At 38.1% G+C, this 19,652-nt stretch carries 25 protein-coding genes; 5 read left to right on the top strand and 20 right to left on the bottom strand.

Features of this window, described 5'->3' with window-relative positions:
- Positions 1-148: 148 nt before the first annotated feature.
- Entirely contained in the window at positions 149-1,828 is a 1,680-nt protein-coding gene (locus L2716_RS09080; RefSeq protein WP_236333845.1) for a DEAD/DEAH box helicase, read from the top strand.
- On the top strand, positions 1,806-2,609 hold the full coding sequence (locus L2716_RS09085; RefSeq protein ID WP_236333847.1) for a YqhG family protein: 804 nt from the start codon (positions 1,806-1,808) through the stop codon (positions 2,607-2,609). Before L2716_RS09080 ends, L2716_RS09085 begins: the two co-directional genes overlap by 23 nt.
- Positions 2,610-2,691: 82 nt before the next feature.
- Here the strand turns inward: L2716_RS09085 and L2716_RS09090 are convergent, their stop codons facing one another.
- From L2716_RS09090 to comGA, 9 genes are read right to left on the bottom strand one after another with little or no spacing between them, the layout of a single operon-like run.
- Positions 2,692-2,868 carry a YqzE family protein gene (locus L2716_RS09090; RefSeq protein WP_236333850.1) on the bottom strand — a complete coding sequence of 59 codons (177 nt, stop codon included), beginning with the start codon at positions 2,866-2,868 and terminating at the stop codon, positions 2,692-2,694.
- Positions 2,869-2,895: 27 nt separating this feature from the next.
- Complete coding sequence (locus L2716_RS09095; protein WP_236333852.1) at positions 2,896-3,402, bottom strand: shikimate kinase; 507 nt, start codon at positions 3,400-3,402, stop codon at positions 2,896-2,898.
- Complete coding sequence (gene comGG, locus L2716_RS09100; protein WP_236333854.1) at positions 3,402-3,779, bottom strand: competence type IV pilus minor pilin ComGG; 378 nt, start codon at positions 3,777-3,779, stop codon at positions 3,402-3,404. The genes L2716_RS09095 and comGG overlap by 1 nt, the downstream gene beginning before the upstream one ends.
- Positions 3,776-4,228: a competence type IV pilus minor pilin ComGF gene (gene comGF, locus L2716_RS09105; RefSeq protein ID WP_236333856.1), complete on the bottom strand. Its 453-nt coding sequence runs from the start codon at positions 4,226-4,228 to the stop codon at positions 3,776-3,778. Before comGF ends, comGG begins: the two co-directional genes overlap by 4 nt.
- Positions 4,191-4,505 (bottom strand): hypothetical protein, encoded by a 315-nt coding sequence (locus L2716_RS09110; protein WP_236333857.1) that lies wholly within the window; start codon positions 4,503-4,505, stop codon positions 4,191-4,193. The genes comGF and L2716_RS09110 overlap by 38 nt, the downstream gene beginning before the upstream one ends.
- Before the next feature lie 4 nt (positions 4,506-4,509).
- Positions 4,510-4,956: a competence type IV pilus minor pilin ComGD gene (gene comGD / locus L2716_RS09115; RefSeq protein ID WP_236333859.1), complete on the bottom strand. Its 447-nt coding sequence runs from the start codon at positions 4,954-4,956 to the stop codon at positions 4,510-4,512.
- Positions 4,934-5,254, bottom strand: a complete 321-nt coding sequence (comGC, locus tag L2716_RS09120; protein ID WP_236333861.1) for a competence type IV pilus major pilin ComGC — start codon at positions 5,252-5,254, stop codon at positions 4,934-4,936. The genes comGD and comGC overlap by 23 nt, the downstream gene beginning before the upstream one ends.
- Positions 5,255-5,274: 20 nt before the next feature.
- On the bottom strand, positions 5,275-6,306 hold the full coding sequence (gene comGB / locus L2716_RS09125; RefSeq protein ID WP_236333863.1) for a competence type IV pilus assembly protein ComGB: 1,032 nt from the start codon (positions 6,304-6,306) through the stop codon (positions 5,275-5,277).
- Positions 6,293-7,402 (bottom strand): competence type IV pilus ATPase ComGA, encoded by a 1,110-nt coding sequence (gene comGA, locus L2716_RS09130; protein WP_329610132.1) that lies wholly within the window; start codon positions 7,400-7,402, stop codon positions 6,293-6,295. The genes comGB and comGA overlap by 14 nt, the downstream gene beginning before the upstream one ends.
- A 245-nt stretch (positions 7,403-7,647) precedes the next feature.
- On the opposite strand from comGA, the gene L2716_RS09135 reads away from it, so the two are divergent.
- A complete protein-coding gene (locus L2716_RS09135; RefSeq protein WP_236333865.1) occupies positions 7,648-7,893 on the top strand; it encodes a DUF2626 domain-containing protein in 246 nt (81 codons plus the stop codon).
- Positions 7,894-7,941: 48 nt separating this feature from the next.
- Here L2716_RS09135 and L2716_RS09140 read toward each other — a convergent pair whose 3' ends face one another.
- Together L2716_RS09140 and L2716_RS09145 are read right to left on the bottom strand one after the other, a co-directional pair.
- Positions 7,942-8,970 carry a class I SAM-dependent methyltransferase gene (locus tag L2716_RS09140; RefSeq protein ID WP_236333867.1) on the bottom strand — a complete coding sequence of 343 codons (1,029 nt, stop codon included), beginning with the start codon at positions 8,968-8,970 and terminating at the stop codon, positions 7,942-7,944.
- An 89-nt stretch (positions 8,971-9,059) separates the two neighbouring features.
- Positions 9,060-9,695, bottom strand: a complete 636-nt coding sequence (locus tag L2716_RS09145) for an MBL fold metallo-hydrolase (RefSeq protein ID WP_236333870.1) — start codon at positions 9,693-9,695, stop codon at positions 9,060-9,062.
- A 129-nt stretch (positions 9,696-9,824) separates the two neighbouring features.
- Between L2716_RS09145 and L2716_RS09150 the strand changes: the two genes are divergently transcribed.
- Together L2716_RS09150 and L2716_RS09155 are read left to right on the top strand one after the other, a co-directional pair.
- Entirely contained in the window at positions 9,825-10,298 is a 474-nt protein-coding gene (locus L2716_RS09150) for a hypothetical protein (protein ID WP_236333872.1), read from the top strand.
- Positions 10,299-10,435: 137 nt separating this feature from the next.
- Positions 10,436-10,621 (top strand): DUF2759 domain-containing protein, encoded by a 186-nt coding sequence (locus L2716_RS09155; protein ID WP_236333874.1) that lies wholly within the window; start codon positions 10,436-10,438, stop codon positions 10,619-10,621.
- A gap of 108 nt (positions 10,622-10,729) precedes the next feature.
- Here L2716_RS09155 and L2716_RS09160 read toward each other — a convergent pair whose 3' ends face one another.
- The 9 genes from L2716_RS09160 to L2716_RS09200 form a co-directional block, all read right to left on the bottom strand.
- A complete protein-coding gene (locus L2716_RS09160; protein WP_236333877.1) occupies positions 10,730-11,038 on the bottom strand; it encodes an MTH1187 family thiamine-binding protein in 309 nt (102 codons plus the stop codon).
- 15 nt (positions 11,039-11,053) lie between these two features.
- Entirely contained in the window at positions 11,054-11,824 is a 771-nt protein-coding gene (locus L2716_RS09165; protein WP_236333879.1) for an ABC transporter permease, read from the bottom strand.
- 2 nt (positions 11,825-11,826) lie between these two features.
- Positions 11,827-12,528 (bottom strand): ABC transporter ATP-binding protein, encoded by a 702-nt coding sequence (locus L2716_RS09170; RefSeq protein WP_236333881.1) that lies wholly within the window; start codon positions 12,526-12,528, stop codon positions 11,827-11,829.
- A 142-nt stretch (positions 12,529-12,670) separates the two neighbouring features.
- Positions 12,671-13,000, bottom strand: coding sequence for an HIT domain-containing protein (locus L2716_RS09175; protein WP_236333883.1), 330 nt, complete (start codon positions 12,998-13,000; stop codon positions 12,671-12,673).
- A gap of 83 nt (positions 13,001-13,083) precedes the next feature.
- The gene (locus tag L2716_RS09180) at positions 13,084-14,274 is read right to left on the bottom strand and encodes a M14 family metallopeptidase (RefSeq protein ID WP_236333886.1); all 1,191 of its coding nucleotides are present in this window, start codon (positions 14,272-14,274) and stop codon (positions 13,084-13,086) included.
- A 128-nt stretch (positions 14,275-14,402) separates the two neighbouring features.
- Complete coding sequence (locus L2716_RS09185) at positions 14,403-16,280, bottom strand: LTA synthase family protein (RefSeq protein WP_236333888.1); 1,878 nt, start codon at positions 16,278-16,280, stop codon at positions 14,403-14,405.
- A gap of 458 nt (positions 16,281-16,738) precedes the next feature.
- On the bottom strand, positions 16,739-17,710 hold the full coding sequence (locus tag L2716_RS09190; protein WP_236333891.1) for an ROK family glucokinase: 972 nt from the start codon (positions 17,708-17,710) through the stop codon (positions 16,739-16,741).
- Positions 17,711-17,722: 12 nt separating this feature from the next.
- Entirely contained in the window at positions 17,723-17,923 is a 201-nt protein-coding gene (locus L2716_RS09195; protein WP_236333893.1) for a YqgQ family protein, read from the bottom strand.
- 200 nt (positions 17,924-18,123) lie between these two features.
- Positions 18,124-19,584, bottom strand: a complete 1,461-nt coding sequence (locus L2716_RS09200; protein ID WP_236333895.1) for a spore germination protein — start codon at positions 19,582-19,584, stop codon at positions 18,124-18,126.
- Positions 19,585-19,652 lie beyond the last annotated feature (68 nt).

The raw sequence follows: 19,652 nt of genomic DNA on the forward strand, positions 1-19,652 counted from the left end.
CTAGTTCTATATTATCATCGAACGACGTAAATTGACAATTATCTTTTCAATGAAAGCGTTATATTCATCACATTTAACGAACAATGCCCAATCTCTTATTTCAATTGTTCGTCATTCATACTATTTTTCTCTAGAAAGGGTTTTCGATATGACGTATACGATCCATCATGATCAAAACTGGACAAATGATTTCTTGAAACGGTTAGACGAGGATGGTCCGTGGTCTAATTGGGAATTGTATAAGCTTGCATTAGAAGCTGAGAAAAGCATCATCATCCCAGAATTTCTTGGTTTACAAGCACCTAGGCACATCCCTCATGTGCAAATCCTCCCCCATCAATTAGAGGTTGCACGAAAAGTCATTGAAGATATGAACGGAAAAGGGATTCTAGCAGACGAAGTAGGACTTGGGAAAACAATTGAAGCCGGTCTCATCATGAAGGAATATATGATTAGAGGACTGGCAAAGAAGATTCTTATTCTAGTACCTGCCTCACTTGTCCTTCAGTGGACCCATGAATTAAATACAAAATTTTTAATTCCAGCGATTCCACAAAAGAAGTCGTATGTTTGGGAACAGTGTGATGTTGTCGTCTCTTCTATCGATACTGCCAAACGTAACCCTCATCGTGATATAGTCTTAAATCAAGACTATGATTTAATTGTCATCGATGAGGCACATAAATTAAAAAACAAGAAAACGAAAAACTATGAATTTGTCCAACATTTGAAGAAGAAGTATTGTTTATTGTTGACCGCAACGCCTATTCAAAATCGAGTTGAAGAGGTATTTAATCTTGTTTCACTTTTGAAACCAGGACATCTTGGAAATGAAGAAAACTTTGATGAATCGTATCGCTCGGGTAAATATAACGTCCAAAACGAAGAAGTGCTGAAACAGCTCATTAACAAGGTCATGGTGCGAAACCGCCGCGAAGATACTGGACTTAAGTGGCCGAAGCGAATCGTAAATACGGTACCGATTACGCTTTCTCCGTCTGAACGTAAATTGTATGAATCTATTACAAATACACGAAAGAACCCTACCATTTCTCAGCAACACGCATTTTCGACGATAACTCTTCAAAGAGAAGTGTGTAGCAGTCGCGAAGCTGTATTCTTAACACTCAAGGGTATGTCTGAAAAAGAGGGTATATCTGAAGAAGCTAGAAATGCAGCATATTCACTCATGCAGGAAATTGAAAATGTCGATCGAAATTCGAAAGCTGAAAAAGCACTAGAAATCATTCAGTCTATTGATGATAAGGTGATCATTTTCACTGAATACCGAGCAACACAGTTGTATTTACAATGGTATCTCAAACAACACGGCATCAGTTCAGTCCCTTTCCGAGGTGGTTTCAAAAGAAACAAGAAGGATTGGATGACCCACCTGTTTAAAAATCATGCGAAGGTATTGATTGCAACAGAAGCGGGTGGTGAGGGGATTAATCTACAATTTTGTCAGCACATCATCAATTATGACTTACCTTGGAATCCAATGAGAATTGAACAAAGAATTGGACGGGTTCATAGAATTGGTCAAGAACACGATGTACACATTTACAATTTCGCTACCCAAGATACGATTGAGGAACATATTCTCCGACTATTATACGAAAAGATAAATTTATTCGAAAACGTAATTGGAGACCTGGATGAAATCCTTTCACGAGTAGGTATGAAAAATATAGAACAGCATATTCGTGACATATTCTATGACTCTGATACAGATGGGGAAATCCGGATTAAAATGGACAATTTAACATCATTAATACAGTACCCAGATGAAGGAGGAAATTCGATTGCTTCAGAAGGACATTCATAATTTTCTTGACCGATATTTTGCAGCAAATGATTGTGAGTTACTAGAACGGCATGAACATTTATTACACGTGCAATTGACGATAGAACTGGATAAACACCTTATGAATCGCCCATTTTATTGGCATTATCAAGAAATGACAGGCGCTGAACCTAATCCTATGAAATTGATGTTAAGAACTGAACAATCAGAGGAGGGCAATAACGAGGGTGAATTTATTCATTTCGGCTCTCCTAGGCTCCACCAAATATTTCAATCTACACAGCAACTAGGGGCATATATTCGACTATATGAAGATGTTGTCCAAAACAACCAATCCTACGTGCCATTAGTACCTTGGCTTGCCTTAAATATTAAAGTGTCTTACCAATGTGACCGCAAAAAAGATTTCCTTCACTCAATCGGGTTAAACCTCATAAATGGGATGATGATTAGTGAATTCCAGTCTATGCTTGAGTCTAAATCATTGACACGGAAAATACCTGATTACTGCTATACGATGAGCTCATTGATCAAACCAGTAAGCGGCATCAAGAGAATTGAGTCATATATTGAGCAAACTATACATTCCGATGACCCACAATGGTCGATAGACGCTCGGAAAAGATGGCAAGAAGATGAAGCGTTGCTTGATCACTTTTACCAAGATGCTGAAGTATTACCAGAAAGCTATCATGTTGAAAAACAAGCATTAAAAGACCTATATGAACCTAAAGTTGTCATGAAAATCGTAAATGGTGGCATGTTCTTCCTAGCCAATGATACAGGCTCACATTTACAATGATGCCACATCATAAAACAAACCCAAGTAGGACTCTCTACTTGGGTTTGCGTTTGTCTTATTATTGAGACCATCCAGTCACTAGCTACTTTCGCTTGATGAGCATGGTGATCGCCATCGGAACGAGTCCGAACCATTTTACTGATAGAGGTGATTTTTCTTCTTTCCGTGCCTTCTTCTTTCTCTTCCGGTCTTCCTTTGGCTGATCAACATAACTTACAAATTGTTGCGTGATATATTTTACTAGGTCGTTCAACGACATTCAGATCACCTGTTTTTATTACTCATTTTAGGCAATCTCAACTGATTTTATCCATGTGGAAATTTCTTCGACGATTTCTTCTATAGATTTTTTGTCCGTTTCTATTGAAGCATGTGCATCTAAATACATAGGTTTCCTCTCATCAACCATTTGAGCAATCTCTCGTTTAGATTTCCCGTTCGCAAGAGGTCGCCCACCCTCTGACAATCGATCAAAAATCGTATCCACGGTAGCCTCTAAATGAATGACAATTCCATTTGCTTTCATATGTGAACGGTTTACTTCACGCAGAACGACGCCACCACCTGTTGTAATAACAAGATCTGATGTCGGTAGTTCTTGTAATGCAAGCTGCTCTTGGTCCCGAAAATACGCTTCCCCTTTTTTTTGGAAAATAGAAGGGATGTCAGCTGAAAGCTTTTCTTCAATATAATCATCCAAGTCAATGACATTCAAATTCAAATTGTCAGCTAATGCTTTTCCAACCGTTGTTTTCCCGACTCCCATGAAGCCAGTTAAGTATATTGCTTTCACTACACCACCACCCACTGAATGACTTCTTGGTTTGCATAATCATAATATAATAAACTTGTACCTTTTCCGTTTCTTTTTCCTACGGCTTCAAAACGTATTCTAAATACACCTTGTTGTTCTTCAGTAATATAATAAGAAACCTTACCGTTCGAATAGGTGAAAATGCCTTCATCACCAGATTGTAACGTATTCGCTCTTAGTTGGTCCATCAGTTCTTCTCGAGCCAATTGTATCATAATGTTTGTTTGAAACCAGCTCATTCTAGTCTCAATCAGCGCTCTTTCACTATTTAATATTCGAATGTTCGCAACTAATACTGAAACGAGGATAAACGAGAGCATGACTGAGAGTGCGGTCATATAGCCAGCTTGTTTCATTGGTTGGCATAAGGCTGATAAAGAATCGATTGATGTGTGAAGGACTGTTCTCCTATTTGTACGGTGATCGATACTGTCGTGTTTGTACTTGTGAATGTAACACTCTGCACGTGCTGAAGAATGACCTCAAACCCCTTTCCATCAACTTTTCTGATGATTCGATTGCCATTGGTTTCATAAGAAATAATTGTTCCATTCTGTTGTTCTAAGTAAAGCTTATCCGACTGAACCACTGCGGATATTGAACCCTGAAGCTCCTTATCGGCTTGCTCGAAAAATATGCCGACTTCTTGTGCATATAGGACTTGTTCATCGGTTGAAAAGAGTACAAAGTAAAAGTGAGGTACGATAGAAACAATTGCTAAGAGAATGATTAAAGATAGCATCGTTTCTAGAAGTGTATGCCCTCTTTCATTTTGCTTCCCCGCATATTGATTGTGACCTCCCATTTGCACCCGTCCAATCTAGACATAGTTCCACAGTCGACGATTCGCGTGATGACCACCTGACATGATATTTCGTTCCGTTTGGTCCTGTTAAAGTAGTAGAATCCATGTTGTTATGGGATAAAATCCAGTTTTGTAGCATGTAATGACACGTATCAATTGCAAAAGACTTTTCTTGAACGGCGATTCGCTCATTGTATACAGTACTAAGCTGCGGCACCATATACGTAATTGCAAGCATTAGAATACTTATGCCTAGCATAGCATCAAGCAACGTCATGCCTTTACAGCTTTTCAACATAGAATCGTCCCTTTCCCAATAGAAAGACAAATTTGTACGATTCTCGTTTCGTTCGGAGTATAATCGTTCCGCCCTTTTTAATTGTTCCGTTTCCGTTATATTCGATTACCAAGCCTGTGGAAACTTCTTGGAAATGAACACCCTCTAAATAGTTGACAGATTTAATCTTTCGAAGTGGTCCGGATTGAATTGTATACTGCTCACTTGCATTGTTAAATTTAAATTGAACTTGAGCTCTTTCCGTCAGTGCATATTGTTGGGCGTAGTGTAAATCCGAAGTGAGTAGCTGAATAAATTGTTGTATTTGTCTCGATTCTTGTACTGGTTTCACATTCACGACAACTATGCCCATCATGGTCACCAATATAAACAAGACCATCATCATTTCTATGAGTGTATATCCACCATCAAGAACCCGTCGTTGCTTCACTAGCACGCATGACTTTTCCGTTTTCTAACACAAGTGCTTCTCCATCAGCACATGTGATCGTATCTACGTAATCTGTCAGATCACTCATATCTGTAGGTGGAGTCCCTTTTTCCACTTCGTAAACCGCAACCTGACTTTGAATGAGTTCTATCGTCGCCTCACAGCTTTTATCCTTTACGACGGCTGTGTTTTTTGACATGTTAGGCACTGCAATTAATAACAAAATCGATATGATCAAGATCACGATCAACATCTCAATTAAAGTAAATCCCTTTTCATTTTTTAAAATTTTAGACATGACATACCCCTTTCTATTAATCAAACCGATTGGAATAGATGAAAAACAGGAAGCATGACTGACAAAAATAATGTGAGTACAATTAAAGCAATGAATCCAAACATGATAGGCTGAATCAAGGCCAAATATTTCTCTAGCTTGCCTTCCGTTCTTTCAAATAGCATTTCACTATACAAAACGAGCTCTTCTCCAAGCTTGCCGTTCGATTGACCGAATTGGACAATTTGAGATAGCTCAGGTAAGTAGAAAGAACGATTGAATAAAGTTTCACTTAATGGCTCTCCATTCCTTAATGATGCATTTAAGGCGGAAGCTTCTACCTGGAAGAATGATAAATACCCTTGCTCTTCAAACAATTGTAATGCAAGCCCGATCGATAAGCCTCCCGATAGGAGCTGTCCAAATTGAAAAGCGAAATAATGGGTCAAGAAGGTTTGAATCCCGCCTTTCAAAAACGGAAATCTTACGAGGTAGGTCAAAATCTCATGAGATGAACGATGTCTAAAACGAAAATAGAGAAAAATAAATAAAAATAGATGCAAAACAACGATGATGTAAAAGATGGTAGGAAAATACGAGAGGAGGGTCATCATAACTTGGGTTAACAAAGGTAGCGGGAGGTCAACGGAGTTGAATAAAGCACTGAATTGTGGAAAAAGGAATTGCAGCAAGAAAAACAACATTAAACTAAGAATACCTAATAAAACAATCGGATAACGAAGTTGCTTTAAAAAGGCTTTCTTTAATTGTTCACGTTTTCTAAGCATGTCACCTCCTTCCATTAAACCTATGGCTAGACTTCCATTTTCTGTGGCGAAATACAAATACCCTAATACATCAGCGGGTAAACGGTAACGACCTAACACTTCAGTTAACGTTAGACCTTGCTGCAAGGAGGTTTTGATTGCTTTAACAGGAATTTGGGTGTCAGATCGATATTGTAATTCCAATAATGTTAAAGATTGCGAGATGGAATAACCCTTCTCTAATAAAACACCTAACCCCCTCAGAAATGCAGCTTGCTCAAGTGTTGTCCATCTACGCCTTTTCATATGGAAAACCCTTGTATGAGGTTGTCTGGCTCAATGGAATATACCCCATAGCCATTGCTCGTTTCAGATAATCATTCATTTTCGGAAAATACACATCTTCACCACTATTATTTAATATGGTTTTCATTACATCATTTAATTGAGAACCACACAATGTTTCGTATACGCCAGTTCGTCGCTGTTTTCTTCTCACTAAGCATTGGATTGAACATTCTGATCCGCAGTAAGGACAGACTAAATCACAAAGCTGTTGAGACACGACACCTAAGAGCGTTTGATGCATTTCCTCAAACTTCACACCAAATTCTAACAATCGGTAGAGACAGCTAATCGTATCCTTCGCATGAAGGGTCGATAGAACAAGGTGACCAGTGAGGGCAGCGCGGATCGCGAGATGTGCGGTAGATTCATCTCGGATTTCACCAATCATGATTACGTCCGGATCATGGCGTAAGATCGATTTAAAGCCATCCAGGTACGTAACCCCAGCAGGCTCATTAATCTCAATCTGCAAAAAATGGTCGACTCTTTTTTCAATCGGATCTTCTAATGTGATAATCTGCCTTTTGGACTGGATTTGTGCTTGTTTCAGAAGGGAGTATAGTAGGGTTGTTTTACCTGAACCTGTCGGACCAACAAATAGTAATAGTCCTTGTTGTTTGTTCAGTAATTCATAAATTTTCTTAAGTGGTTTCGGGAAAATCGTGAGGTGTTCATATTGATTGGAGGTTTCTTGAGGTAAAATACGGATCGCTAAAGCTTCGTTATAAGCTGAGGGGAGTGTGGACAGTCTTAAATGAACATTACCACTTGAGGCTAAATAATGGTGAATCGACCCATTTTGTGGCCTTCGTTTTTCTCCGATATCCATTCCAGCCAAAAATTTAAAATGTGAAATCAATCTTGTACTTTGTGAAAGAGGGATCTCTTCGAGGGTGAACAAACGTTGATCGATTCTCGCTTGAATCGTAGTCGTATTGAGTCTTGGTATGACGTGGAGGTCCGTTGCTTTTAATGTTAATGCCTTGGTAATCAGCTTTTCACTCTTGCTTTCGACATTTATCTCTATAGAATCACCTTCTTTCGGGAAGTATATGTACTATTCGACTTTCATGAAACATATCCTTCTTTCTCAAATAAATACTTGTATATTTTTTTCACTAGCCTTTATACTATGAGTAGTATACTATGCGACACAAAATTGACATAGCAATAGTAATTTACTTTTATTGTTCATTTGATTTATAATACTAAAAGAGTCCATTTTTTAGTATGAGTGGAATACGCTCAGATTTAGCACTTATTTATCCGTATGATCATTGCTGCAAAGGAGGAATACATATGGCAAGAATGTATCGCATGATGGGATTCTGGACAGCTGTCATTGCTATTATGGCTTATGTAGGTGGCATGGAAGCGTTCGCCCTATTGTTTGTTGGTCAAACAGTCATGTTCGTTGCACTTGGCTACTTAAACTTATCTGAAAGATTGTATATTTATATTTTCGGTGCATACTTAACAGTCTTCTTCATCGGCTTTACGTATTGGACCACTTTCATGATGACCCCTGGATCAGGCGGACATTAAAAAAATGTATGCAAAAAAAGCTGTCCGTAGTCGGACAGCTTTTTTAGTTCATTTTATATTGCCGGTATTCTTTTGCTGAATAAGGACACGAAATGCATCACTTATCCCTCCTGGTGTTGCAAAAGAACGGATCGCCCGGTTTAACTTACTTTCCTTTGAAAATGGATCGGGTTGCTGATGATCGATTAGGTGGTTAAATAAACCGTGATCAACAAGAAAATCCCTTTGTCTTTGTAAGGTGACATATTCAAGACCGACTTCGTTTCCTTTCTGAATGAGCGCATCAAACGGAATATGTACAGTCAAGTCCATCTCCCCTGCATGGTGCAATGGATCAGTGACCATTTGATGCTTATAATACCCTCTTAACGTACCATTCTTTAGTGCAGGGTCTTGGAACTCTTCCTTCGTATAGCCATAATCTACTGTCACCAATGCCCCTTCACAAAGTAGGTTGGACATTTGCTTGAGCCAACTATCCATTATGAGTGGAACTTCAATACGATGCCCTTCAGGTATATCGACTTTGTAGTCATGAATCCAGACTCGAACCTGTTCGTTATGCAAGGGTTCGGTGATTTCTTTTAACTGATCATGGTCATCAACTGTGATCATGACCTCAAATAATTGGCCGTTATTTTTCATAACGACATGGACAGGAAATGCATCTAACAATTCATTTGAAAAGATCACACCTTTAAAATTCGCATCCATTCTTTCAAAGTCCTCGATTGACTCAAAATAGGAAACATTTTCGTGCTCCCTTAGCGTGCTTTTGGCTACTTCAATATGATCTTTACTGACGTCAACAAACATATACTTCAAACGCTTATAACGGTCAGGGCTCGTTTCACGTAAGTAATCGAGCACCTGTTTAGCAAAATCACCTTTCCCTCCACCTAGCTCACAAATATGGAGGGGTACATCATTACTTTCACAATAAGCTACAAAGTAGTCTGCAAATACCCATGCAAAGACAGGATGAACAGAACTCGACGTATAGAAGTCGCCTTCTTTTCCAATTTTCATTCTCTTACGCTGATAATAACCTTGTTGGTGGTATAAAGCGTTTTCCATAAAAGTAACATAATCGATACGCCTATACTCAGATGACATTATCCTCTGCTTTATTACCTCTATAATCGCTAATTGTTGTTTGGTCATAATCAAAAGCCGTTTAGGAACGGGTTCGTATTCATCTCTTCACCAATCGTCGTTGAAGGACCATGTCCTGAAAGGACTTCAGTTTCTTCATCTAGAGTTAGGAGTTGTTCATGAATACTCTCAATTAATTGTTCATGATTCCCCCCTGGAAGGTCTGTACGACCAATACTTCCCATAAACAATGCATCACCACTCACGACAAGTCCGCTCTCTTCAAAAGAAAAAGATACACTACCAGGTGAGTGACCAGGGGTATGTAGGACTTTACATGTAAATGTTCCTATTCTTAAGTCCTCCCCTGGATTTAATTTATGATCCGCTTTCTTTACAGACACAGCATCAATCATTGGAAAGAAGCTTGAACCGTTCAGATCCGGATTTTCAAGCCAATCAAATTCTTCTTGATGTAAATAGACGGGTAATGACCAATTCTCCCGCACCACATCAAGTGCACCAATATGATCAAAATGCGCATGGGTTAACAATATCGCAATTGGTGTGAAGCCCTCTGCTTCAACCTCCTTTATGATACGTTCACCCTCACTCCCAGGATCGATGATTAACCCTTCTTTATCTTCGTTCCATAGTAAATAACAATTTGCTTGTACAGGTCCAACTGATATTCGTTTCCATTCCATTTTTGTATCCCTCCATTGCCACACAGCATCATTTAATCTACACTAATAGTAATTCATTTCAATTGAGAACATCAACATCAATACTCTTACAATATCAAATTCTATGGTGGTTTTGAAAGCGAGGGTGCTATGCAAATTGTATTTGGTGTAGAACATTGTGAATTACGCGATCAAGGATCGAATTATTTAAATGAATTCCTTCAAAAGATCACGAGTACAGCCAATGTCGTTGATCGGGATGATCGACTCTGTATTGTTCAGACAGAATCTGACTTTCAAGCACTTAAAGAACTCTTTCAATCAGAAAAAAGACTTGAGGAAACCTATGAACTATACCCATTGCAGTCTCCATCCACAAAATTCAATACTGATTACGGATTTGTCTCATCTTCTAAACATGCATACTTATTTAAGGAAATGACAATCCCGTTTCGTTTGAACGAAGAAAATGAACGTGCAAAAATGGCGATGCTGCAGATGGAAGAACACCTTGTCGCTACAGATGATTCTACAAGTCCACTTCTTTATTTTGCAGATAGACAGCAAAGGGAACTCATCGAGCAAATCGCTTCTGCTTATCAAGTTACCGTCACATTTTTGTAAGGAATGGATTCTCGACACAGAGCAAAAAAACAGGTACAATAGGATAGGCAATCATTCTCTTACATAGATTGTTTTGTTCATAACAGGATATAGTAATACTAACTAGAAATTTTCCAATACTAAGGGGGGGAAATCTTATGGCATTGGCTATTATGTTTGGCCTTGTAACCCTTTTTGCACTATGGGCTTTATTTAGAGAAATGAAAAAGAAGAATTTATTTGCAGTGGGCTTTGCATTCTTGACACTCGCAGTGTTTGGATGGTTTACGGTGATGACAGTCATCGATCTATTCCACTCTGGCGGTTGGGGTGCTGGACACTAATAACGACCAACTAAAAAGAACCCGGCAATGTTTGCTGGGTTCTTTTTAGTCCATTCATTTCTTTATTTCTATTCACAAATATCTAGTATTGAAGGACTTGCCGTCCAATTATCTTCTCAATTTCGCTTGGATCGTATTTACTTTGTCAGTCATTCGTACCTTCTTATCTCTTCGATCATCTATACGAATATTCGTAGCCACACGTTCAATCCCATGGTTAAAAGGAACTTCGTGGACTTGCTTGATCACATGTAGTAAGTCGTCCATCTCTCCTTCAATTAATGTACTCATAGGGGTAAGTTCATAATTGATTTTATCTTTGTTTTCCTCAAGTACTTTTTGAACTTCAACAACGTAGTCACTTACACTCGGACTTTTTGTTCCAATCGGTATCACTGTAATATCAACAATTGCCATTTATATAACCTCCAACTATGTATTTAACTCCATCAACTGCATTTTATCATTGTAGAATGCTTGGTATAAAATAATGGTTACGAACATCGCACTAACCGCAACCGAAACAAAAATACTTAACGAAATGACAATTTGATAACGGACGGCATCCATCGGTGATACGCCTCCCAATATCAAACCTGTCATCATACCAGGTAATTGTACCAACCCTATCGTTTTCAGTCCATCAATATTCGGTATCATCGCTGCTCTCAATGTTTTTCTAATAATATGAATAGAAGCTTGTCTAGGCGTTGCCCCTAAAGATAATGCAGCAAGTATCCTGCCCTTCTCCTCACGAAATTGACTGAGAAGTCTTTCTAATGCAAGTCCGATGGCAACCATACTATTTCCAATAATCATACCGCTGACTGGTATTACTTTTTCCACCGTAAATGGTATGTATCCGAACAATAACCATAGAGAAATAATTGAAACTTCAATGAGTGCGATTACAACAAATACAATCAACCTAACTCTCGGAATGCCTTTTGCCTTCCTAGAAGCATTTAACGTTGCAACTAAAATCATAACGGATACCCATAATCCGATTCCTTGCCAGTTAGGTAAATTAAATAGAAACGTTAGCACATAACCGATGAGAAAAAGTTGCGCTACACCTCTCACAGATGACCATATTACCGTTTTCGAAAGGTTGAGTGAAAATAAGTACGATAGCGAAACAGGGACCATTACAAATACAATAATAAATAGTAAAGATAAATTTGATATTTCTGTAGACTGCATGCTTAATCCTCCAAAAATTGCTTGAGTTCAACCGTTTGGGGCTTGTGAAACAGTTGTGTAGAAGGCCCTTTTTCAACGAGTCTCCCATTTTGTATGAAGAAGGTTTGATCGCTTATCTTTTTTGCTTGCTTGAGGTTATGAGTAACCATCAAGATCGCCATTGATTTTTCATCTCTCAATTTGGCTAAAACGGATTCAATATGATCTGCCGTTTTGATGTCTAAAGCACTTGTCGCTTCATCAAGTAAGAGGAGGGACGGTTTATTTGCCAGCGTCCTCGCAATTGCAACCCTTTGCTGTTCTCCCCCTGATAGAGAGTTCACATTTCTTGTAAGAAATGACTGAGGCAGTTCAACCAGATCTAACAATTGTTTCGTTTCAGATGGATCCCATTTCCCATGCAATTGTGGTCCATACTCAATATTCTCTTCCGTTGTCCCGTCAAATAGGTGAGCAGACTGAAATACCATTCCGATTTCGCGTCTAAGCTTTGTAATTGGTAGGCCCATTATATTTTGACCTTTGAAATGAATCGTCCCGCTAGACGGTTCCTTTAATCGATTCAGAAGTAACAATAGGCTACTTTTACCAGCACCAGATGGCCCAATAATGGTCGTGATTTGTTTATCCTTTAATTCAAATGTGAGCTCAGAGAGTATATCTGAAGTAACCCGTTCAGATTTTAAAACTGTTTTTGTATCCATGATTAGGTCTCCATAGTCGTTTTGTATTTAATATTGTTTACCTCATCCTGTACATTTACTTAGCCGATATTGTTTTGCTGATTCAAACTATATCAAAAAACCTCCGCAAAGTGTTAAGCGAAGGCAAAGACAAAATATAATCTCATATCAACTTCTTTCCTGAAACGATATGAAAGTGCAAGTGCTTAGAATCTTGGTAACGCCCTAAATTCGTTATCACACGACATGCCCCATGCTTTTCCTCAACCTGCTTCGCAACGATTTGTACAGTGTCCATTAATTCAGCAAAATCCCTTTGATCTTGTTTCTCAATCTGAGTCAATGATGGAATATGTTTTTTTGGGATTGCCACAATATGTACTTCATAAGATGGTTTAGTGTGGTAATAAGCTAGTGTGTGTTCAGTTTCGTATACTTGCTCAATTTCTGTCTTTCCATTCAGTACTTCATTGCAATAAAAATCGCTCGTCAAATCCAATTCCCCTCCTTTATTTTGGTTCAAATTAAATTTATCATAACATAAAAAAACCAAATCCAAACTCGATTTGGTTTTCCTTACATATACAAACTGGCCAGCATGATACCCAAGCTTTCTTCATAAATCTCATCATATTGTTCAATCGGTAATGGATTGACGCCTTCACCTAGTTCTACGGTGTACCCTGGCCTTTTCCATTCCTGGATAAACCAGTCTTTGTATCCCGCATAACTATCAATGTATTGTATGGGTTTATAACCGCTCACTCTTTCATATTCTTGTACGATCGTTTCAGCATATGATGGCTCAAGTCCTTCATATCCCCAATAAATTTCTTCCCCTTGGGTATGAAAGGCAATCACTCGATCAAAATTTTCTTTTCTCGTTAAGTCAGCCATTGCAATCGCTTCTGGTTCACTTAATGGTTTTGTACCTGGATAATCCCGTGGAGCAGGTTCTTTTGGTTTTCTCTCCTTTTCTATCTCCCACTTCGCAGGGTACTGATTGTTTAAATCAACCCCTCGTATGTTAGCTTTCCAACTGGAGAAATCCTTGCTACCATTATTCAAATCAAGCACATATTCATCATAATATTCATGATCTGGCGGGCCGTTTAACACTAGATCCACACCATCAGGATTTACCATAGGTACAATGGATAATGTTACGCCATCGTAGAAAGGTGACATGTTCAATCCACGTATGGTCCATTGATTCGTTAAAGATAACAAATAGTCATTTATGAAATTCATCAACACAGAGGTCGTGATCCATTCTTGCGCATGGAACGCTCCATTAAAATGTACTTTTTTACGTCCATTACCTATTTGAATTTCTGGAATGGATTGACCTAATACGGACCGACCTATTGTTTTCATTTTAATAAAGGGGTAGATTTCGTTCAACCTTTTCAATTGGTGCATCATCAACGCATAATCATAATTCTCCTTTGGCGTTACAACTTCTCTTAATACTCTTACAGGTAATTCAATCACCTGACCAATTTGCAAATTACTTGGTGATACATTTTGGTTAAGTATAGTTAAAGCTTCTAGAGGTAGTTTTCTACGTTGTGCAATTTTATAAAATGTATCCCCTTTTTGGATTGTATATTTCCCTATTACATATCCAGGAATATTGACTTGCTGTCCGACTTGTAATTGTGATGGGTCTACCGACCGGTTCGAGTCGATCACCAATCTCAATGGTATATTAAACACTTTTGCAAAATACCAAAGGCTATCTCCTGATCGTATCCTTACCCTCATAGCAACAAACCTCCAAAAAACATTCTCCTATAAAATGTATGGACATTAGAAGTGGGTTATGATTAGCATAACGAATTTGAATATAAAAAACCGTGCCAACAATAGTGTTGACACGGTTCTTTTGAGGATTATTTATCTGTTTTAATTTGGCCTGTTTTAGGATCAAAGAATCGTAACAAATCTCCATAGATGATTCGATCGGAGTAATCCAATTCTTTTTCAGCTTTCTCTTTAAATGATTCACAAGAAGACTTTTCAGTCGGCTCGCCCGTCTCTTTGTCATAACATGTGTTATCTGTATAAACATGATCTTTAGTGATAAAGCTACCATCACGTAATACCGCAAAGTCTTGACGTTCTTTAGAGAACAAGTCTGATCCGAATTGAATAGAATTCTTAGTCTCAATACCTAACAAGTGCATAATCGTCGGTCTAAGGTCTACTTGACCACCAACTGTATCCATTACTTTCCCGTTACCATCACCTGGAATGTGGATATACAATGGAACTTGTTGTAATTGAGTTGATTCGAATGGCGTAATCTCTTTACCGAGATATTCTCCCATTGCTTTATTATGGTTCTCAGAAATACCATAGTGATCACCATAAAGTACAAACATCGTGTCCTCATACATACCTTCATTCTTCAAACTATCGAAGAACATTTTTACAGATTCATCCATGTAACGAACTGTAGTGAAATAACGGTTAACAGTACCATCATTCGAGTTCCACTCAGGAATAAATTCATCTTCTTTTTCAAGACTGAATGGGAAATGGTTCGTTAATGTAATGAACTTCGTGTAATAAGGTTCAGGCATTTCCTTCATATGATCAACAGATTGCTGGAAGAAGAATTCATCTTTCAATCCCCAACCAATAGATTGTTCTGGTGTAACTTCATAATCAGCTAATGAATAAAACTTCTCATAACCAAGAGAATTATACATGATGTCACGGTTCCAGAAACTCTTATTGTTAGCGTGTAAATTTGCTGTAAAGTATCCTTTTTCCTTTAGTGTTTCAGGTGAAGCTTGGTATTCATTTTGTGAATGAGTGAAGAATACTGCCCCACTCGGTAATGGATACATTGAGTTCGCTAATAAGAATTCTGAATCAGAAGTTTTCCCTTGTCCTGTCTGATGGTAGAAGTTAGGGAAGTAATACGTATCCTTATCCTCTTTCAGTTGGTTTAAGAACGGTGTAATCTCATTGCCTTCTACGTCATTGTCAAGCACAAAATTCTGGATCGACTCCATAGAAACCATTACAACGTTTTTACCTTCCGCAGCACCAAACATTTCAGGGTCTGGCTTCTTATAGTCTGCTTTCACATAGTTCTCGATATCTGCAATTTCACTACCATCAGCAAGCGCTCGTTGTGCCTTCGCTTTTGACTGAATAATTGCATCGTATGCATGGTAGTTGTACGCCCCAATATTTTTGATTAACATTTCACGGTCGAATGAACGAGTCAACAACTGTGGACGTTCCGTCTCCGCAATCCCAACGTTTACGATAAAAATAATTAAACTAGATGCAAACACAATTCCAATTTTCTTAGATGAAACTTTCGGTGCTTCTAATTTGCGCATTTTCATAAATACTGCAAAGAAAATTAAATCAGCGAATAAGAGCAAGTCATATGGGTAAATTAATGATGTAATACTGCTTCCTAAGTCGCCCATATTACTAGTCTGGAATAATACCGGAATGGTAATAAAGTCATTAAAGAATCGGTAGTATACCATATTCGCAAACAGTACAAATGACGCTACTAAATTCAATATTAAAGTGGCAATATTACGTGCACGCCCGGAGAAAAACAAGGCAAATGCCATAATGAATACCACTGAGCTTAATGGGTTTATTAGTAAAATAAGTTCCTGAACTGCATTTTCAATTTTTAAATCAAATGATATTTTGTAAACAAGATACGATTTAATCCATAGTAAAACACCTGTTAAGATGATGATTTGGTATTTTGTAAGGGTGTTTTTCAACATCGTATTGTTACCTCCTCGACAATGATGTCCTTTTTTATAGTTCGTTAATTTTATTCAAAAATAAAACAATTATAAAATCACAATTTTTTCTTCACTCGTTTTTCACATGATGATTATATTACTCCCTTTCACACATAATTTCAAGTGAAAATCTAACTTTTTCAAAATAATGTAAAATAGCCTGTCACACAATATCTATTATTACCCTTAAATAAATAATCCTTAAACCTATAGACGAATGAATAAGAAAAAAGTTTTGTTTTTATGTGTTTTCTTGGTAATGGTAAATTCACACTTTATTCACACTTACCGTGCTTAACCAAGGACTAGCTTACTATGAACTCTTGTCCTCCACTCAACTTTATTACTAAGAAATAAAGAAAAAGGATCTTAACAGACCCTTCTTCATGAGTTGGTATACTATTCGCATAAACTTCTCAGTATAAGAGGATAATCCATTACCTTTCAAAAGACTGAATCTCGATGAGTCGTGCAGCTCCAATCACGCCTGCATCATTTCCTAAACTAGCTACAGCGAATTCGGCACCTTGAGAAACTCTAGGTAATGCAAACCTTGAAAAGACTTCCTTAAGAGGGGTCATCAGTTGATCACCTGCTCTTGAAACGCCACCACCAATGACGATTCTCGACGGATTCAGCACATTCGACATATTCGCAATCGCTATCCCTAAATGCTTAGAAATATATCGAATGACCTCGTTTGCCCACTCGTCACCTTGATTGGTTGCAGTAAAAACATCCTCTGAGGTAATTTGCCCGTTTTCTTTCAGAACTTTTGATAACGCGCTATCTGGGTTACAATCGATTCCTTCTGCCGCTATCCTAGAAATTCCGGTTGCTGAAGCGATCGTTTCTAAACAACCTGTCTTCCCACAATTACAAGGTGCACCATTTTCCATAATAGAAGTGATGTGACCAATTTCTCCTGCCATCCCGTTCACACCATGCAATATTTGTCCATTTAATATGATTCCGCCACCTATTCCAGTGCCTAATGTGATGCAGATTAAATTGGAAACTTGATTACCAGCACCTTTCCACATTTCCCCTAGTGCCGCTAAGTTTGCATCATTATCGATCATGACCGGGTATCCTGATCTTGCTTCCAAATCATCTTTTAAAGGATAGTTTTCCCACCCGATATTAATTGCCCCGTATATAAATCCGCTTTCGATATTAATAAACCCTGGAACCCCAATTCCAATCCCTTCAATATCTGAAGGACTCATATTCAATTGGTTTATGGTTTCAGTTATTGTCGCATTTATGTCCGAAGAGATGTTTCTACCCTTCTCGCTCGTATCCGTTCGTATGTTCCATTTATGAACGATATTACCTCTAGAATCAACAACGGCTAATTTTATCGAAGTACCACCTATATCTACACCTATAGACAACCGCTCTTTCATGTGACTCATCCTTTAATGTATATTCTTATATTTTGATTGCTCTCTTCTAATAATTAAGATAGCTTGACGATATTCGTCGCTTTGTATCAAGCCACCCTCATAAAGCTCCTGCAGTTCCCCGCGCATCAAATCTAAATCGGCACTACGATCACCAGTATAAATAAATGTACCAAAACGTTTTAAAAGATTTTGTATGTCGAATAAAGTTTTCATATACGATTTCACCCATAGATATTATATCATTTCACATATATATAGGAAGACATTCGGTTAAGAAAAAAAGGGAAGGGTGTCTGTAAAGCGATCGTAAGCAGACATTGCGACAATATTTTCGATTATTTAAGCCTATAAAAAACCAGACCAAGTAGAGCGCTACGAGGTCTAGTTTTGAGGAGGAACTATTCAGAAAGCTTCTATCTATCTGGATCTTTAGGATGTAGTACAGTGGGTCGTCGATTTTTCAGTGGTATTGGTGTACGGATCAAAACATCTCTGAATCCTTTGTATGAGAATGGAATGAAGGGCCATAAGTAAGGAATGTGAAATGATTTCAACCTTACAAGCATTATCAACCATAACGTAGCTCCTAACACATACCCTAATACCCCAAGGAGAGCGGTTACGATTAAGAGCACTAACCTAACAAGTCGATTGGCTAAACTTAATTCATAGGTTGGTGTTGCAAATGACCCAAGAGCAGCAATGGCGATATATAGGATAACCTCATTTATAAACAGGCCGACCTCAACTGCAACTTGACCGATTAATATCGCTGCTACTAACCCTAAAGCCGTTGCAAGCGAGGATGGTATATGAACTGTCGCCATCCTTAAAATGTCTAGACCTATTTCAATTATAATAAACTGGAAGATTAACGGCACATCCCCAACCTCATTAGGTCCAATAAAAGCTAACGGATCAGGCATAAGGGACGGATTTGTCGCAAATAAGTACCATAGAGGTAGTGAAAAGATTGATAAGAAAACAGCAAGAAATCGAACGAGTCTCAAATACGCTCCAACTACCGGCTTTTGACGATATTCCTCCATATGTTGAAGGTGATGCCAAAATGTAGCCGGTGTAATCAGTACACTTGGTGAACCGTCGACAAATATCAGCACATGTCCTTCATATAAATGGACAGCTGCTGTATCTGGTCTCTCTGTATAACGAACTAAAGGATACGGGTTCCAATGTTGTCCACAAACAAACTCTTCAATTGTTTTCTCAGCCATTGGGAGCCCATCAGTATCAATTTTTGAAATTGAGTCTTTAATTTTATTAACGATCTTGGGATCAGCAATATCTTCAATGTAGGATACACAAACGTCAGTTTGAGATCGTCTTCCTACTTTCAAATATTCCATTCTAAGTGAACGGTCTCGTACTCTTCTTCGCGTTAAGGCTATGTTAAATATTATCGTCTCTACAAATCCGTCCCTTGAGCCACGTACAACTCTTTCAAGGTCCGGCTCTGAGGGTCCTCGGACTGGGTAAGTACGAGCATCTATAACAATGACTGTATCAATACCTTCTACTATTAGTAAGGTTGGTCCACCCAATGAAAAATCAATGGCTTTATCGAGATCTGGTTCCTGATCAATTTCAACATATGGAAGGTAAGTTTTCATTAATTTAATTAAAGGGTCCGGCTCTAATTGACTAGGTTCCAATTCAGATAAAAACTTCATTAAGTAGTGCATTATATCATCTTTCACAAATCCATCAATCATAAAGAAACTCATCTTTCTACCGGCGTATTCCATATCAAGATGAATTTGATCGAAACTAATGCCAATCCCTAATTGTTCTTTACAATAGGAAACGGTTGCATCATAATCTTTTATTTTAGGTACATTGTTATCGTTTGACATATCTTCCCGCCCTTTCAATTACCATCATTAACCATTTGTAGGTGATACATACTTTGAAAGGAGCTTTA

Source organism: Pseudalkalibacillus berkeleyi (genome assembly GCF_021608225.1).
In the GTDB taxonomy this organism is placed as follows: Bacteria; Bacillota; Bacilli; order Bacillales; family Fictibacillaceae; genus Pseudalkalibacillus; species Pseudalkalibacillus berkeleyi.

Coding starts and splice junctions, on each gene's coding strand:
- comGF (WP_236333856.1), bottom strand. CDS start 4,228: ATGGGAGGTCACAATCAATATGCGGGGAAGCAAAATGAAAGAGGGCAT.
- L2716_RS09155 (WP_236333874.1), top strand. CDS start 10,436: ATGGCATTGGCTATTATGTTTGGCCTTGTAACCCTTTTTGCACTATGG.
- L2716_RS09180 (WP_236333886.1), bottom strand. CDS start 14,274: ATGAGGGTAAGGATACGATCAGGAGATAGCCTTTGGTATTTTGCAAAA.
- L2716_RS09195 (WP_236333893.1), bottom strand. CDS start 17,923: ATGAAAACTTTATTCGACATACAAAATCTTTTAAAACGTTTTGGTACA.
- L2716_RS09090 (WP_236333850.1), bottom strand. CDS start 2,868: ATGTCGTTGAACGACCTAGTAAAATATATCACGCAACAATTTGTAAGT.
- comGB (WP_236333863.1), bottom strand. CDS start 6,306: ATGAAAAGGCGTAGATGGACAACACTTGAGCAAGCTGCATTTCTGAGG.
- L2716_RS09150 (WP_236333872.1), top strand. CDS start 9,825: ATGCAAATTGTATTTGGTGTAGAACATTGTGAATTACGCGATCAAGGA.
- L2716_RS09190 (WP_236333891.1), bottom strand. CDS start 17,710: ATGAAAGAGCGGTTGTCTATAGGTGTAGATATAGGTGGTACTTCGATA.
- L2716_RS09200 (WP_236333895.1), bottom strand. CDS start 19,584: ATGTCAAACGATAACAATGTACCTAAAATAAAAGATTATGATGCAACC.
- comGG (WP_236333854.1), bottom strand. CDS start 3,779: ATGAAACAAGCTGGCTATATGACCGCACTCTCAGTCATGCTCTCGTTT.
- L2716_RS09135 (WP_236333865.1), top strand. CDS start 7,648: ATGGCAAGAATGTATCGCATGATGGGATTCTGGACAGCTGTCATTGCT.
- L2716_RS09110 (WP_236333857.1), bottom strand. CDS start 4,505: ATGACGTTGCTTGATGCTATGCTAGGCATAAGTATTCTAATGCTTGCA.
- L2716_RS09145 (WP_236333870.1), bottom strand. CDS start 9,695: ATGGAATGGAAACGAATATCAGTTGGACCTGTACAAGCAAATTGTTAT.
- L2716_RS09185 (WP_236333888.1), bottom strand. CDS start 16,280: ATGTTGAAAAACACCCTTACAAAATACCAAATCATCATCTTAACAGGT.
- L2716_RS09170 (WP_236333881.1), bottom strand. CDS start 12,528: ATGGATACAAAAACAGTTTTAAAATCTGAACGGGTTACTTCAGATATA.
- L2716_RS09165 (WP_236333879.1), bottom strand. CDS start 11,824: ATGCAGTCTACAGAAATATCAAATTTATCTTTACTATTTATTATTGTA.
- L2716_RS09160 (WP_236333877.1), bottom strand. CDS start 11,038: ATGGCAATTGTTGATATTACAGTGATACCGATTGGAACAAAAAGTCCG.
- comGC (WP_236333861.1), bottom strand. CDS start 5,254: ATGTCTAAAATTTTAAAAAATGAAAAGGGATTTACTTTAATTGAGATG.
- L2716_RS09140 (WP_236333867.1), bottom strand. CDS start 8,970: ATGGAAAACGCTTTATACCACCAACAAGGTTATTATCAGCGTAAGAGA.
- L2716_RS09080 (WP_236333845.1), top strand. CDS start 149: ATGACGTATACGATCCATCATGATCAAAACTGGACAAATGATTTCTTG.